The organism is Ruegeria sp. YTSC002, from assembly GCF_059609845.1.
Genome location: NZ_JBXWML010000015.1, coordinates 69,052 through 84,110 on the forward strand (window position 1 = coordinate 69,052; position 15,059 = coordinate 84,110).

General features: G+C 56.8%; 12 protein-coding genes and 2 pseudogenes. 3 read left to right on the forward strand and 11 right to left on the reverse strand.

Annotated elements, in window-relative coordinates; translation table 11 throughout:
* Positions 1-52 precede the first annotated feature (52 nt).
* The 7 genes from AC2FFD_RS20335 to AC2FFD_RS20365 form a co-directional block, all read right to left on the reverse strand.
* Entirely contained in the window at positions 53-526 is a 474-nt protein-coding gene (locus AC2FFD_RS20335; protein WP_068242620.1) for a UCP036055 family protein, read from the reverse strand.
* Positions 527-626: 100 nt separating this feature from the next.
* Positions 627-2,810, reverse strand: a complete 2,184-nt coding sequence (locus AC2FFD_RS20340; protein WP_496873964.1) for a ParB/RepB/Spo0J family partition protein — start codon at positions 2,808-2,810, stop codon at positions 627-629.
* A 178-nt stretch (positions 2,811-2,988) separates the two neighbouring features.
* Positions 2,989-4,071 carry a helix-turn-helix domain-containing protein gene (locus AC2FFD_RS20345; protein ID WP_322743311.1) on the reverse strand — a complete coding sequence of 361 codons (1,083 nt, stop codon included), beginning with the start codon at positions 4,069-4,071 and terminating at the stop codon, positions 2,989-2,991.
* Positions 4,072-4,193: 122 nt separating this feature from the next.
* On the reverse strand, positions 4,194-5,264 hold the full coding sequence (gene repB, locus AC2FFD_RS20350) for a plasmid partitioning protein RepB (RefSeq protein WP_068242626.1): 1,071 nt from the start codon (positions 5,262-5,264) through the stop codon (positions 4,194-4,196).
* Positions 5,264-6,451 carry a plasmid partitioning protein RepA gene (gene repA, locus AC2FFD_RS20355; RefSeq protein ID WP_068242629.1) on the reverse strand — a complete coding sequence of 396 codons (1,188 nt, stop codon included), beginning with the start codon at positions 6,449-6,451 and terminating at the stop codon, positions 5,264-5,266. The genes repB and repA overlap by 1 nt, the downstream gene beginning before the upstream one ends.
* A 282-nt stretch (positions 6,452-6,733) precedes the next feature.
* Complete coding sequence (locus AC2FFD_RS20360; protein WP_496873971.1) at positions 6,734-7,615, reverse strand: recombinase family protein; 882 nt, start codon at positions 7,613-7,615, stop codon at positions 6,734-6,736.
* Positions 7,616-7,690: 75 nt separating this feature from the next.
* Positions 7,691-8,830 carry a tyrosine-type recombinase/integrase gene (locus AC2FFD_RS20365; protein ID WP_496873965.1) on the reverse strand — a complete coding sequence of 380 codons (1,140 nt, stop codon included), beginning with the start codon at positions 8,828-8,830 and terminating at the stop codon, positions 7,691-7,693.
* A gap of 126 nt (positions 8,831-8,956) precedes the next feature.
* On the opposite strand from AC2FFD_RS20365, the gene AC2FFD_RS20370 reads away from it, so the two are divergent.
* The gene (locus AC2FFD_RS20370; protein WP_496873966.1) at positions 8,957-9,841 is read left to right on the forward strand and encodes a DUF1403 family protein; all 885 of its coding nucleotides are present in this window, start codon (positions 8,957-8,959) and stop codon (positions 9,839-9,841) included.
* A 2-nt stretch (positions 9,842-9,843) separates the two neighbouring features.
* Positions 9,844-10,458, forward strand: a complete 615-nt coding sequence (gene scpB, locus AC2FFD_RS20375; protein ID WP_496873967.1) for an SMC-Scp complex subunit ScpB — start codon at positions 9,844-9,846, stop codon at positions 10,456-10,458.
* A 27-nt stretch (positions 10,459-10,485) separates the two neighbouring features.
* Here the strand turns inward: scpB and AC2FFD_RS20380 are convergent, their stop codons facing one another.
* Positions 10,486-10,779: a helix-turn-helix domain-containing protein gene (locus AC2FFD_RS20380; RefSeq protein WP_496873968.1), complete on the reverse strand. Its 294-nt coding sequence runs from the start codon at positions 10,777-10,779 to the stop codon at positions 10,486-10,488.
* Complete coding sequence (locus AC2FFD_RS20385; RefSeq protein ID WP_496873969.1) at positions 10,776-11,117, reverse strand: type II toxin-antitoxin system RelE/ParE family toxin; 342 nt, start codon at positions 11,115-11,117, stop codon at positions 10,776-10,778. Before AC2FFD_RS20385 ends, AC2FFD_RS20380 begins: the two co-directional genes overlap by 4 nt.
* A gap of 101 nt (positions 11,118-11,218) precedes the next feature.
* Between AC2FFD_RS20385 and AC2FFD_RS20390 the strand changes: the two are divergent.
* A pseudogene (locus AC2FFD_RS20390) lies at positions 11,219-11,928 on the forward strand (IS6 family transposase).
* A gap of 16 nt (positions 11,929-11,944) precedes the next feature.
* Here the strand turns inward: AC2FFD_RS20390 and AC2FFD_RS20395 are convergent.
* Together AC2FFD_RS20395 and AC2FFD_RS20400 are read right to left on the reverse strand one after the other, a co-directional pair.
* Positions 11,945-12,707, reverse strand: a pseudogene (locus AC2FFD_RS20395) (transposase); the annotation flags it as partial.
* A gap of 135 nt (positions 12,708-12,842) precedes the next feature.
* Positions 12,843-15,059: calcium-binding protein (locus AC2FFD_RS20400; protein ID WP_496873970.1), on the reverse strand; the 2,217-nt coding region annotated here is incomplete at its 5' end.

A 15,059-nucleotide genomic window follows, 5' to 3' on the forward strand; every position in this document is an offset into this window, starting at 1 on the left:
TGTGATGGATGAGAGGCCCACGCTTGGGCGGGCCCCTCGATTTCAGTTGGGCTCAGGCGGCCAGGTCCGCGCACCCTGCCCTATCACCGTCCTCAGTGCCGACGATCTCGAGCCGCGCATTGCGGTATCCTTCCTTGGCGATCCAAAGCTCGGCCGCAGTGACGGACTCCGCCAGATACAGCAGCTCAGTGTTGCCGGCGAAATCGAGAAGCACGCGCACCTGCCCGGGCTTCGGATCCTCGGCCACCTCGAAGACGAGGGCGCTGTCAGCGGAATGGCTGCGCATGATGGTGACGAGGATCACCCCGTCCGAGGAGAAATTGCCCTCATGCAGCGTGAACGACGCGGGTGCCGTCCATGTCGGGTAAGGTCGGGGTGGCTCCTTTTTCACAAGACGGCCAACGCCGTTCGAGCGCTCCCAAGCCGCGAGCTTCTTGGTGAAGCGTGCAGGAGGCTTGGGGCTGCCGTCGGTGTAGCGAATGAGCGCCCCAAGGGGCGCGGTGTCGATGATGGTTGTTGCAGACATGATTCCTCATTCCGAATGCGAGTAATCGCACTCATCTTATTGATATTGTTATGTTATAGGGTGATTGGGGGCGGAATGCCCGCCCCCCTGCTGGAACACGTTACTCTGCGGCCAGCATCGACGCGCCTTCAGCAGGCAGGTCATCCGTCAGGAATGCAGGAAGGTCAGCCTCACTGACGCTGTCGGCCACTTCGGCATCGACATCCGCCCCCTGCCCTTCGGCATGGCCCTCACCGTCCAGCGCCACGAGATCGTTCCGGCGCAGGACCTCGGGCAACCAGCCGCTGCCCTTCAGCAAGCGCTCGGCCTCACTGGCCATCTCGCCTTTCTTCAGGTGATCGAGGAGTTGGGCAGTCCCCTCCCCTTTCGCCTCGCGCACGGCCTCGAGGATGCGGGCCTTGGGCACGCGGTTGAGATAGGTGTCCACCGTCGGCTCCCATCCCGCCTCCACCATATCGAGACCTGTCGCGCGCGCCACGAGATCGGCATGCGCCATACGACGGGTCAGTCCGCCTGCGGAGATGCCTGCCCCGTATGGGTTCACCTTCTCATGCAGCGCATTGACGCCGAAGCTGAGGCAATGCGCCAGCAAGGCCAGCCGACTGCCCTGGTCGAGGACCGTCAGATAGTCCCAGAGTGCTGCATCATCGCCAAGCGGCAGATCGGCTTCCCATTCCGCGTGACGCTCGTCGACCAGCTTGGCCACCACGCTGTCCTTGAGATCGGGCGCCTGCGCCGACATGTAGACGTGACGCACTGAGGCTTCGAGACAGCTGCCCGAAGCAGAGGAGGTGCGGAAGGTGTCCGTCACCAGCTTCAGCAGCAGCAGCGTCAATGCCACGTCGGGAGAGCGCCCGATCGCTTCACGCAGCGCCAGCGTCCGGTGGGCCGTCAACTCAATGACCAACCGCTCGGGCAGTGGCTTCAACGCCCCGTCATCCTCATCCTCTGGCAGGTCGCCACCAATTGGCTGACCACCCGACATGATGATGGTTCCGACATGAGCGGCACTGTCATAGCTATCGATGGGATCACGATCATCCCCCTGCCCCGCCACCGCAGGATCAGTACCGTCCTGGACCGCGGTCTCGTCAACGGGCTCATCCTCTGGACGCACATACCCGCGATAGACTGCCAGAGCGCCGTAACGGTCGAGCGTGACGAACGCCCCGGCTCGCCCGATCTCCTCCGCATGGAAGATCAACGGCCGGGTCTCGATCTTTTCCATCTCCGTTTCCAACACGCCAAGTCGCGTGTCGACCTCGTCGGGGATTTCATCCTGACCCGCGTATTCCTCCTCGAGCGCCCGGTACTCGGCGAGCAGCTTGGCATGGGCCGCACCTTCGTCATCCGTCATAGGTGCCGGATCGCCGGACAGGGATCGCAGGCCATGGCTGTAGCCGTAGGGCAGGTCGAGTGCAACCTCGATCCACTTCCAGCCCTCAACCGCAACTGTCTCAGCCTCGGCCTGGAGTTTTTCCGTCACCAGCCGATCGAGCAGGGCTGGGTCCTCGAGCCACCCACCGTCATCGCCCTGGAAGAGATCATGCAGCATCGTGCCGCCCGCCGCTTCATAGGCATCAACACCCACGAAGACCGCACGCCGGTCTGACGCCCGGACCGAGGTCTCGGTCAGCATGCGTCGGATCTGGAATGGCTCCTTGTTCCAGGATGAATGGATCACATCCCAGACCTGAACCTGACGCGCGTGATCAGGGTTCACGGTGAAGGCCATGAGCTGCTCCAGCGTCATGCCATCCTCGGCATAGATCTCAAGCAGGGCAGGGGCGACGGAAGCGAGTTTGAGGCGCTGCTTCACGATCTGCGGCGTCACGAAGAAGGCTGCAGCAATCTCTGCATCGCTCTGCCCCTTGTCGCGCAGCGCCACAAATGTGCGGAACTGGTCGAGCGGGTGCAGGGCGACGCGCTGCATGTTCTCGGCCAAGGAATCGTCCTCGGCCAGGATGTCGGACGCAGCATCCCGCACGATGCAGGGAATGGGCGTGGTCTTTGCCAAACGCTTCTGCTTCACCAGCAGGGACAAGGCTTGGAAGCGACGACCCCCGGCCGGGATCTCGAAGTTGCCGGTCTCGGTCCCATCGTCAGCCAACACGGGCCGCACGCTCAGGCTTTGCAAGAGACCGCGGCGGGCGATGTCCTCGGCCAGTTCCTCGACGGACACGCCAGCCTTGATGCGCCGCACATTGGACTGGCTCAGCACCAGCTTGTCGAAAGGGATATCCCGTGAAGGGGACAGGGTGATTTTCTGGGCTGCTTTCGCCATCAGATCTTCTCCACGACGGGCGCCGGAAGCCACTCTCCCGATCTCACTTCCCGTCACCCTCAAACCAACACTCCTTTCCCTCTCGATGACCTTATGGTTGGAACTATCCGGGAAAATTTGCCGGAGGATCGAAGACTACGCTCAATTACAAACTGGTTGAGTGAGCGTGATAAGACCATCACGTCCCTTGCCTCATCATAGCGTCGAGGTAGGCGTTGTTGTTTTTCACCTGTCCTGTGCTGGCTCTCAAAATTAATTCGTCGAGTGCAATAAGGAGCTGCCCTGGACCTCGTTCTCTAAGGTGTTTCATGATCCTGCCCTGTTCTATTCTTAGCAATCTTCCGACATCGGCCAATATTTCGAGAACTGATTGATGATCTCTTGGTTCATGCGGGAAGAAGTCCGATACGTTTTTCAGGTCCGTCCATGCCATAATTGTTGGATCTCGGCGTTCCTGAAAACCAGATGTGCAGTGTGCATCTGCTCTATCTTTTTTTATATTCAATCTTGTGGGTTCTACGTGCCGGACATTTTGTCCGTCGTCGCCGGACATTTGGTCGGGCATTGTTTCCTGAGCGTCATGGTTTCCGGCCGGAAACTCTCTGATGGTCGCTCCGACCAACTCTGCCAGCCTCTTGATAAGCTCTATGATTTCGTCGGCTTTGAGAGTTGCACGGCGTAGGATGTTTCGTACGTTCTGGAGAAATGAGACAGTCTCAACATCCTTTGCTTGGCGCAAAGCCTCGACACGAAGAGCCAGTGCCTCCGCCTTGAGTGACCGTAGCTTTTCCTGATCGCCCACAAGCTGTTCTGCGTGTTCGGTGAGCTCTCTTTCCCGATTATACATTGGCTGCAGATCGAAGCCAAAGGCATCTCTGATCAATCCACCGTAGCGAAGAGGGAACCGTTTGCGGGTTGCGCTATCCCTGCGCTGGATCAGCCCGGCATCCACGAGGTGTCCGATACACCGTCGAATCGTTCTCTCGTTCAGGCCGTTCGTTCTCTCAGACAATGATGCGTTTGAGGGAAAGACGATAGTCATTGGAGCTGTTTGTCCGGCCTTCTTCGGCATGAAGCTGATCAAGGCCTGCAGTGTTACCAGGTCATTTGGTGTCAGACCGAGTTCTTTGCGAAGCGCTCGGATCGGCTCGATTACCCTGTACGGGTTCGTACCGGGTACAGACGATCGTTCCGCCAAGGCGGGTGTGTGAGAAAATACCTGTCTCATGATGATTTCGGCTGAAAAAGCTTCCCCGTTCACCGCGAACGGTGTTGAAAACGATTCGGCTTCGGGGTATCAATCAGGTGTCTAAGCTAATCGAGGCCCTTCGGAAGCACTGCTTTCGGGGGGTCTTTCCTTTTCTGGCCTGTCCTCCTTTCTGCTCAGTTTTTGTTATCGTCTATGTCAGGACCATCAAGATCCTGATCCCTGCCGGAGACTGGGTTACCTATGGGTTCCATTTTCTCTGGGGTAATGATCTGCCCTGGACCAGCGGCCTTCGCGTTCGCCAACGCTAGAAGAGCGGCCTCTGGATTCTCAGAGATCCACTTATGAAGCCCGTCATCTCCGTTCTTGACGGTGATGATCACGTTTCTTTTGGTGACCTTCACCATCCCGAGTTTTGTCTTGATCGCCGATGGGGCAGGGGGCTTGTGCTGTTTCAGGAGCCCTTCGAAGATCGCAAAGCGTTCGTCGGAGGTCTTGCCTGAACCTCTGGATTCCATGAGAGCGTCATGGAATTCTCGGTTTCCGGCCGGAAACCCTTCATCTCCAGAGAAGCCAAGGCTCTCATAAGACTTTGCGGCAGCATACCAACGATCCCGTCCAACCCCGGGTGCCGCCCCGATCTTTTGGATGAGTTCAGTCGGAATACAGGAAGTGACTTGTTTCATGCGAGCAAGTCCCGTGAGCTTGTCACCGGCTTTCCTGGCTTTCTGATCGATGTTGAGGGCGTCACAGACCAGTCCCTCATCCTTGCCGGACTCTATGAGAGAACGTGCAAACAGGGCTTTCTCGATCCAGCTGAGGTCTTTTCGGAAGCTGTTCTCTTGGCCTTGTGCAAGAATCGCTTGATCCTCATCCAAGCCTCTGATGAGAGCCTTTGCGGGCTTGCCAATAAGTCGAAGGGCCGCTAATCGCCTGCGCCCATAGATGATCCTGTACCGGCCCCCTTCGGGACTCAGAAGTATCGGGATAAGCTGTCCCTGCTTGTCAATGCTTTCAGCCAGTTCCCTGATGTCATCTTCGTCATCCAGGGCCAGACGATCCTGGAACTCGGAATCATCAATAAGGTCGGTACTGATTTCTTGAATTGAAGATTGTGCCGCATCCTGAAGAGAACGGGCCATTCCCGAAAGGGCAGGGGCTCGTGACTGGGTTCGAGTCGGAGAAATCGACGAGCTCTGCTGCTTTTCTTCATCCTCGGGAATGTCGAATGTGACTTTGCGGGCCATTACTTACGCCCCCATGCCGTTTTGATGAGCCCTTCGACCTCCGCCACAACCCCGTTGATGGACTCGATAGCCCGATCGTACGTCTGGCGATGAAAATCCGTTCTAGCGATCTCGAACAGTGTCTGTTGCGTGAGCCCAGCGTCAGAGACTGCAGAGGATTTCAGGAAAGGCTGAGTAAGAACGTCATCCGTGAACATGGTCCGCAGGAATGCCGCCATCTGGGTTTGAGGGCCGTCATTGGGCTCGAAACGAGTGATTAGAAATCTCATGAAGTCCCAGTCGGGCGATGCGCCCACATCAGCAATTGTTGCCATGAGGCTGGATGTGAGCTGCAGGAATTGGGCCATCGAGGCGACGTCAAGCATGCTTGGAATGACAGTGACGACTAGGGATGTCGACGCCACCAAAGCCGATAGTGTGGTAAACCCGAGTTGCGGTGGGCAGTCGATGACGACAATATCGTAGTCTGGCTCAACTTCATTAATGCAAAGGGCAAGCCGCTGATAGAACGGCGGCCTGATATTGTTTCGAAGGGCGTGTGCGGTTTCGGTCTCGAACTCAGAGAGCAACAAGCCGGCCGCGGCTAGATCGAGGTTGTGGAAATACGTTTTGCGCACAACGTCTCTAAATGGGATAGGGTCCTCGTACCGAAGGGCATCGTACACCGTTCCGGCCTCAGGGAAGTCGATTTCCGGCCGGAAACCGAACATGGTGGTCATTGAGGCTTGTGGGTCGAGATCGATTGCCAGAACTCGATAACCATCAAGGGCAAGCTTTTGGGCCAGATGGATCGCCGTTGTCGTCTTCCCAGCGCCCCCTTTGAAGTTGGCGATCGAAATGATCTGGATATGCTCCCCATCCCGACGACGAGGAACGATATGCTGGAACTTGGTGCTTGACCGGGCTATTTCGTGGCGCGCTATATCGATTTGCTCTGCAGTGTAGAACCTGCGGCCGCGGGCGTCTGTCTCGATATCACCGAGATCGAGCTTGTCCTCGAAAAACATCTTCCGCAAAAAATCTTGGCTTACACCGAGGATCTGGGCAACTTCCGTGGATGAGAAGCGTCTGAGAGCCTTTCGTTCATCAGGTAGAAACGACTTGCGCATATTCACATCAAGCGATTTGCTTAGACGTGTCGCCATCGTCTGGATCTTTTGATCCATTCTGATCCGCTGCTCGTTCATGCCCGTCCCGCCGCCCGTCTTCCGGGTCTATCTTGAGAAGGAACGCAAAACCGCCGGAAACTGATGGTTAGCGTTCTTCCGCAAAAATGTCAGGAAAGCGTTTGACAGGCAAGGATTTTTTCAGATGGTGGGCCGGTATCCGGTGAAATCATTTATTTACAATGACTTATCTTATTTCTCGGATCCAGCGCGTCAAGTGCTTGTGTCGCTGCCATCACTTAAACGCAAGATGTACCCGATTCACATAGGCGGTTTTGCTTCCAAAGAACGAATCTGAGTCTCTTAAATCATTCCCAGTCTCTCAGCCCGTTCCAGCAGCATCTTGACCGATGAGGGCTGCCATCTCGTTCGGCCACGTGGTGTGCGTTCGCGCATAGATTCCAGCCGTTCACAGATCGCTTGAAGCGTGATGTCGGGATCTGCGCCCTTGATGCCAGCAATAATTGCGGGCAGGCGGTCGTCGGTTTCGCGGCGCCCGGCGCGGGCCAGCACCTCGGCAGGCAGGAAGCCGTCGCGGACATAGGCCTTCACAGCGCGCAGCAGGCGGCTTTGGGTCCAGCGACGCGCCTCGGGCAAGGGGCCGTTGACGATGCGCACCACGTCTTCCCAAGCCAAGTCGGGGCGTAACCGGCGCACATGGGGCACCCAATCTTGTGCCGTCTCGTTCAGACGCTCCATGTAGCCGTCCTGTCGCGCCAGCCGCACCTTGCGAAGAGCGGTTGGGTCTTTGGCCCGCAGCCCAGGGTTCCCGCCCACGCGGCCCTTTGTGCGCGCGCTGGCGAGGCCGGCCTTGGTTCGTTCCCGGATAAGGGCGCGCTCAAACTCGGCCGCAGCCCCCAGCACTTGCAAAGTGAACTTGCCCTGCGGGGATCCGGTGTCGATGGGGTCTTGAATGGAACGAAAGAAAGCACCCTTGGCCTCCAGCCGCTCGATCACCTCCAGCAGATGTGACAGGGACCGCGCGAGGCGGTCGATCCGTACGACAACCAGCGTGTCGCCCTTGCTAATGCGCTCCAGCAAGCGGGCAAGCACCGGCCGGGCACGATTGCCGCCTGAGGCGTGCTCTTCGAAGATCTCGACGCATCCCGCAGTTTGCAGGGCCTCAGACTGGGGCAGGGGGGTCTGATCCTCTGTGGATATGTCGCGTTTAGTTCCCGATTTCAATTGAAGCAGTAAGCTGAAACTGAAGCGCTGGAATTTCACCTTAGCGCTTCACCAACACGTCAAGGTTCCTGAGCTTCACAGCCCCGCGGCTTTGGTCAGGTTCACCCGGAACCTGTCGCGCCTGCGCTGATAGCGGCGGGTCATCTCGGCGGAGGCATGTCCGAGTTGCTTTTGAACATAGCGCTCATCAACCTCTGCCGACGAGGCGAGCCCGGCGCGTAAGGAATGGCCGGAGAACATTGCCAGCCGTTTGGCTTCCGGCAGATCGGACCTGACGCCGCTTTTTAGAACGGTCGCTTTGATCAGTCGCGCGACGTGCTTATCGGAGAGGCGCGCCTCCAGGGCGCTTTTGCCATCCCGGGCGATGCGCACGAAGACCGGCCCAAAGTCGATGCGTCCGAAGTGTAGCCATTGCTCGAGCGCGTGGACGGGACAGGTCTGCTCTGACGAACCACGCCCGACCTCGACCTCGCGCCACCCGGTCTTGGCGTTTAGCGTCAGCAAAACACCGCCTTCGAAGACCTCGAGCCAGCCGCCGGAGTCCGGTGTATCATCCTTGTGTATGTCGAGGCTGACTACCTCCGACCGGCGCAGGCCGCCTGCATAGCCCAGAAGCAAGATCGCCCGGTCTCGGAGCCCGCGGAGATCGTAGGGAAGGGTGGCCACCATAGCCTGGATGTCCTCGGGCAAGATCGCTTCCTTCTGGACCGGCGGGCGCGCGTGCTTGCGTTTGATCCCGGCCAGAACCGTGGCGATGTGGCGATTCTTGCGATCAAGAGTGAACCCGCGCTGCCTGTAGTTCCAGGAAAGTCCCGAGAGACGTCGCTCGATCGTGGAGACCGAAAGGGCAGGGGCCTTCCCGGCTGGTGCAGCCAGATCAGCCACATAAAGTCCAACCATCTCCGGCGAGGGGGGCAGAGGTTCAGTGCCTTTCAGCCGGCACCAGCGGGTGAAGTGTTTCCAGTCGGCGGCGTAGGCCTTGTTCGTGTTCCCAGCCGTCGAGGCCTCGGCGTAGTCCCGGGCGGTATCGATCAGCCGGTCGAGCGTGCCGGAGCCGACCACATGGGTGGGCAGAGCGATTGAGGCTCGGTCCCGAGAGGTTCTCTCGTCGTGTTCGTCACTGTTCAGCGAGCCATACGACGCTGAGCTCGGAATCTCAGCGTCAGACGCCTCAGAATCCTCGATTTTCGTGCCGTTATTCGTGAGACCGCTCATGTTTCCGAGCATATCATTTTTACGTCCGATAACACAAGGTTATTGGACATAATATGAAACAACAAAGAGAGGCGGTTTGTGAGTAATAATGTGGACGAAAGCGCCGCATTGATTTAGGATCCAAGCATGACATTTACCCGGTCAGATCACATCAGCGACCTCGATACACTACCCCGGATGCCTGCCTGGGTCATCTCAGGGCGTGCGGAAACTCCTGAAGATGTGGCGTTTTTGTCGGGGGCCGCGCTGTCGCAACTGCATTTGGTGGTGGGGCGCAAGGAGGTGCCCCAGACCTTGTTACGGGAGCGGTTGGCGTTGGCCGCTGCGGAGGCCTGTATCGCGTTTTCCGGACGTTCGGAGCGGGCAGGGGCGTTGCGCGATGCGGTCGGGTTTCTGCAACCGGGTGACAGTCCGGGCCCGGCGGGGGAGGTGTATCTGTCTTGGCAGAGAGCGGTCGCCCGACCGGTATCGGTCAAGGCGCTGCATTCCGCCATAGCTGGGCGGGACGCAAACCAGATTGCCGAATGGTTGGATGCGGGGCAGGGCGCGCCGGTTACGCGCGTTGCAATGGTGATGGAGGCCGTGCTGAACGCAGCGCCGCGCGCAGATGTTGAGGCCCTGATCCTGGCAGATGCGGCCCTCGCCCAAACGCTTGACTGGGATCATCTTGTACCGCTGCTGGCTGCGGGCCTGAAACGCGCCGACTTGGGCAAACGTGGCGAGGCGTTGCGGCTGGCCTGTCATCGTGCCGTGGCGCGTTCGGCACTTGAGGCCGTGCGTCTGACTGCTGACCTCGCGCGCCGCGCGGCGCATCTGAAAGCGGTCACACCAAAACTGCGGGCCAAGGGGGCAGGGGATGCGGTTGAGATGTTCCTGACCCGTGATGCGGTGGCGCCGTCGGCCCTGCCTTTGCCGGATCGTGCGGCGCGGCGGCTTTGTGACCGGCTGGTCGATCTCGGTGCCGCGCGCGAGGTGACTGGGCGCGACACCTTCCGGCTCTACGGGGTGTAACGATGGCGAATGACAGATCCGAACCCGAGCTTGACCGTGAGTTGGACGACCTGCCGCCCGCATTGCGGTGGCGCGAATGGATGCGCCGGATTGAGGCGGTGCTGTTTGCCAGCGCGTCACCCGTGCCGCGCGAAGACCTCGCCCGCGTGGTGGGGCAGGGGGCGTCTGTTGATCTGCTGATCGACGATCTCACCGCCGATCTGGAGGGGCGGTCCTTCGAGGTGACGCAGGTCGCTGGCGGGTGGTTGCTGCGCACCCGGCCCGCCTATGCCTCCGCGATCCGCGCCGCGGCAGATGTGGGCGCTCAGACCCTCGACCTGCGCGCGTTCGATCTCGCTGTCCTCGCTGCCATCGCCTACCATCAACCAATCACGCGGGACGGACTCAAGGACATCTTCGGCAAGGACATCAGCCGCGATCTCATCGGCCGACTGCACGCGCACGGGCTGATCGGAAACGGGCCGCGGTCCCCTCAACGCGGCGCACCCTACACCTTTGTGACGACCGTACATTTTCTCGTGGCGTTCGGGTTGGAGAGCCTTCGCGATCTTCCCGATCAGGAGCAGCTGGTGGATGCGGGGATTGTCAATAAAACACCACAAGTCGATGTCGGGTAACGCGTAGCCGAGGCTGTAGGCCCGGGTTCACGCACCGCGCAAGAGGTCCTGCACAACAGAAGGTTTCTTGGCGATCAATGCCAGCAGAACCTGTGCCGGACCCGTGGGGTGACGGCGCCCATGTTCCCAGTTCAGAAGCGTGCCTTTCGCAACGCCAATACTTTTGGCGAATTCTGCCTGAGATAGGCCAGTCCGTTGCCGGACTTCGGCGACATCGACCTCCATCACGGAAACTTCATGCACCTTCGAGCCTGCCAAATCGCCATCTGCGAAGGCCAGAGCCTCTTCCAGTCCCTTGGAGATGGATTCCAATGCACTCATGTTGCGTCTCCATACTTCGCGACAAGCGCCTTGCTCATCTCTACCGCCGCAGCCTGTTCGGTCTTCGACAGGTTGGCTTTCTCATTCTTGGCGAAGATCGTGATCAGAAAGATCGGCATATGGATCCCGCCAAAGAAATACACCGTCCTGAAGCCGCCACTCTTTCCGCTCCCCTCTCTCGGGATGCGGATTTTGCGTAACCCGCCACCAAGAGAAATGCCCGCTTCCGGATTGGCGGGAATGAAGTTGATCGCCGCCTCACGTTCCTGGTCCGACATTATTGCCTTGGCACGCCTCTGGAATTCGGGCAGTTCGACCACGGTCTGCAATCGCGTCATGTTAAGTTCCATATAGGTTTCGGCGGCGTATGTGTCAATGACGTATAACATGCGGGTATTGAAAAGTTGCTCAGGTTGAGTGATCCAGCTATGTCGCGCTAATGAACTTCCCAACGATCATGCCACGCCTGAAGGGTTTTCGTTTTCCTCGTGAGATCATTGCCTACGCGGTTTGGGCTTACCATCGCTTTGCGTTGAGCACCGCTGACGTCGAGGATCTGTTGGCTGCGCGGGGCGTGATCTTCAGCCGGGAAGCCGTTCGGCTGTGGGTCAATCGCTTCGGTCAGCACTTTGCAGATTGCATTCGCCGTGATCGGCCGCAGCCGAACGACAAGTGGCACATGGACGAGGCGGTGATCATGATCCGAGGCAGGAAGCACTGGCTGTGGTGTGCGATCGCCGCAAATTGCGATGTGCTCGACATTCTCGTGCAAACGCGTCGAAGCGCCAAAGCCGCAAAGCGCTTCTTCAAAAGACTGGTTGCCAAATTTGGCGAACCCAGGGTCGTTATCACCGACAAATTACGCAGCTACATCAAGCCGATCAAAACACTGGCACCGGATGCGGATCATCGGGCTCACAAAGGTCTAAACAACGCAATCGAAGTGTCGCACCGACCGACCCGCAAACGAGAGAAAATAATGGGCCGGTTCAAGTCTCACCGGCAGGCACAGAGATTTCTGACTGCGCATGACCAAATCAATCTGATCTTACGCCCCGCCGATATCAACTCACCGCAAATTCATACCGCCACGCTCGTTCTGATGCGTTCAACCTCTGGGACGATTACGCCGCAGAAATGGCGACCTGAACCTGCCTTTGCCATTTCCTCGCAAGCTCACGTCAGCAACTTGGCAATACCCATCAATGACGTTCAGCACCCGAAACCTGCGGCCATCCTCCAGCGCATCCGACATGAAGTCGAACGACCATCTCTGGTTCGGCCCCTGTGGGATTTCCATGGGCGTCCGCGTACCGATTGCGCGCTTGCGCCCGCCCCATTTACGAACGGTTTACCCTTCTTCGTGGTAGAGACGATATAGCTTCTTCCTCCCTCTCGGGATCATGCTTTGCATGACCCTGTCGGGCGACGGTTGACCTCCCAGCCTTCGCGCTTGAGCAGGATATGCAGGCGCCGATAGCCGAACCGCCGCCGCTCGGACGCCAGTTCCTTCATCCTGGCCCGCAATTCCGTGTCGGCGGGGCTCTTCGACTTGCGTCGGTAGACACGCGGATCGATGCCGGCCAGCGCACAGGCCCGGCGCTGATTGTAACCCTTGGTCTTCATGGCCCAGTTCACAGCATTCCTCCTTGAACCGGGCCTCAGAAGTTTTTTCCAAGCATCTCTTTCAGTGTCGCCACATCCATCATCTGTTCGGCCAGCATCTTCTTCAGCTTGGCGTTCTCGCTTTCCAAAGTCTTCAGACGCCGTGCGTCGGATACCTCCATGCCTCCGTACTTGGATCGCCACTTGTAGAATGTCGCATCACTGATCCCGTGCTTGCGGCACAACTCCTTCGCGCCAAGCCCAGCCTGGTGCTCTTTCAAAATGCCAATGATTTGCTCTTCGCTGAAACGGCTTCTCTTCATCGTCTGTCTCCTCAGTTGGAGAACAGGCTAACCTCAAATCGAAGACTTTTCGGGGGAGCAGGTCATTCGCGAAGTGGGACAGATGGCGTAATCGCCCTCCCGACAGACACCGAGACTTTGGCTGTCTAAGCCAGATCAGAAGATGAAAGCTTCTACCGTCAGGGAACTCAAATCGACCCCTTCCAAGGTAATGGTGTTGCCGTCACCGGCATTAATGATGGTGTTCCCGCCAACCTCACTGAGATGGTTGCTGCTTAGATCAGTAAAATCCGTGATTGACAGAACAGCGCTCAAGTCGATGCGTTCTTCAGTTTGTGTAATGTTGAAATCTGTCACCACATCATGTCCAAAGTGGTTCAAGAAAACAAAGGTATCTCCGCCTAATCCCCCTGTCATCCGGTCATCTCCACTGTCGATGAGGAAGGTATCATTTCCCCTGCCCCCAACCATGCGATCAGCACCTTTGCCGTCAAGGAAAGTATCGTTCCCGGCACCTCCAAAAAGCGTATCGTTCCCCCATGCGCCATTCAGAATGTTGTTACCAGAGTTCCCTGTGATGGTATTATCAAGTCTGTTCCCTGTACCGTTGAGATTGCCCCCTTCCGTCAGCGTTAGTGTTTCAAGGTTCTGGCTGAAATCTTTGAGCGAGAACGAAACAGAAGCATTTACATGATCATTGCCTTCATCGGCATTTTCTACGATGCTGTCACCCGAGTTATCAATTCTATAGGTATCGTTTCCCCTGCCTCCAACCATGTGATCAGCGCCATTGTCGTCAAGGAAAGTATCGTTCCCGGCACCTCCAAAAAGCGTATCGTTCCCCCATGCGCCATTCAGAATGTTGTTACCAGAGTTCCCTGTGATGGTATTATCAAGTCTGTTCCCTGTACCGTTGAGATTGCCCCCTTCCGTCAGCGTTAGTGTTTCAAGGTTCTGGCTGAAATCTTTGAGCGAGAACGAAACAGAAGCATTCACATGATCAATGCCTTCATTGGCATTCTCTACGATGCTGTCATCAGAATCGCTCACAAAATAAACATCGTTTCCAGGGCCCCCAATCAAGTTGTCAATTCCTGCGTTCCCTGTGAGCGTGTCATCATTGATGCTTCCAATAAGTTCATCATCGGTGACGTTCTGATCGTCTCCATATAAATTGACGCCCACATTTGATGACTGATCCGTAACGACAATCTGAATCAACTCATAAGCTCCAAGAGAAACCGAAAGAATCTCATTGCCATCCGGGTCCATATCAGTCTCGCTAAGATGCGTAATCGTTCCATCACCATAGTAAGAGACATTATCTCCCCCTACCATGCCGAGCCGTATGGCATGGACATGTGAGTTTTGATCGATAAGAGCCGCCAAATTCGCGGTGACGTCTAGTTGCTGATCAGTGCCCGACACAAAATAGATAACGGTCTTTTCAGAGCTTTCAAAAACCATTGAATAGCCGTGCCCGCCAGGTAGGTTGAAGTCGGAGTTCTGCGTTTGTAATTTCGTTCCAATCACATTCTCAGAAAGCATACGATAGAGATAACCAGTTGGCGTAAGCTCTGATCCATTATTTTGCAATGAAAGGGATTCCGCACCATTTCCTGCCGCTACAGCCGTCCAGAATGTAGCCATATCAACACCATTTTCGATCATTTCAGAGAAAGTACGCATCAATGGCGCATTCCGCATCAAGCCGGACAATGGCGTATTATCAGGCCCATTTCCACCGACGTTCCATTCGGAAACCAGAACAGGAATATCGACAGAACTGTTAGGATCATTCCAAGAATCGTAGATATCATTCAACCGGCGCTGAACTCCACCACCAGCCCCCATTGGATTGCCATTCCCGTTTGTCGTATAAAAGTGAGTGGTAACACCATCAAGCGCGTCATATTCTACGCTGCCAAACTGATCCCGGATGGCCTGCGTCTCCACGTCCGTTCTGCCAGCCTGGACAAAGATTTTTGGATCTACCCCGTTGTCAACAGAATCTATTCTCTGCTGGATAACCTTCGCTATTTGGCTGGAAAGCTCTCCAAACTGTTCAACTGACCAAGAAAAATTACTTTGGTACCATTCATTGCCAATTTCAAAGCCATCAATTTGAACCTGTCCACTGACAACAATTGGATGGGTAATTACATATTCTACAAAATCTCGAATTACTTCTTTGTCTGCCGCAGAGATGTAACCAGAGCTTAGTAGAGTCTCATTAAAATACCGTCCAGTCGGAATAACAATTAGCAATTCAGAGTTGCTTTCAGCAGAGTATTGGCCTGCATTCCCCAAGTGGCGTGTCGTTTGAGGTGAAGATCGCCTGTATCCGAGCGCTAGACAAGGATTTTCTGCCGC

Coding starts and splice junctions, on each gene's coding strand:
- AC2FFD_RS20335 (WP_068242620.1), bottom strand. CDS start 526: ATGTCTGCAACAACCATCATCGACACCGCGCCCCTTGGGGCGCTCATT.
- AC2FFD_RS20340 (WP_496873964.1), bottom strand. CDS start 2,810: ATGGCGAAAGCAGCCCAGAAAATCACCCTGTCCCCTTCACGGGATATC.
- repB (WP_068242626.1), bottom strand. CDS start 5,264: ATGGCCCGCAAAGTCACATTCGACATTCCCGAGGATGAAGAAAAGCAG.
- repA (WP_068242629.1), bottom strand. CDS start 6,451: ATGAACGAGCAGCGGATCAGAATGGATCAAAAGATCCAGACGATGGCG.
- AC2FFD_RS20365 (WP_496873965.1), bottom strand. CDS start 8,830: ATGAGCGGTCTCACGAATAACGGCACGAAAATCGAGGATTCTGAGGCG.
- AC2FFD_RS20370 (WP_496873966.1), top strand. CDS start 8,957: ATGACATTTACCCGGTCAGATCACATCAGCGACCTCGATACACTACCC.
- scpB (WP_496873967.1), top strand. CDS start 9,844: ATGGCGAATGACAGATCCGAACCCGAGCTTGACCGTGAGTTGGACGAC.
- AC2FFD_RS20380 (WP_496873968.1), bottom strand. CDS start 10,779: ATGAGTGCATTGGAATCCATCTCCAAGGGACTGGAAGAGGCTCTGGCC.
- AC2FFD_RS20385 (WP_496873969.1), bottom strand. CDS start 11,117: ATGACGCGATTGCAGACCGTGGTCGAACTGCCCGAATTCCAGAGGCGT.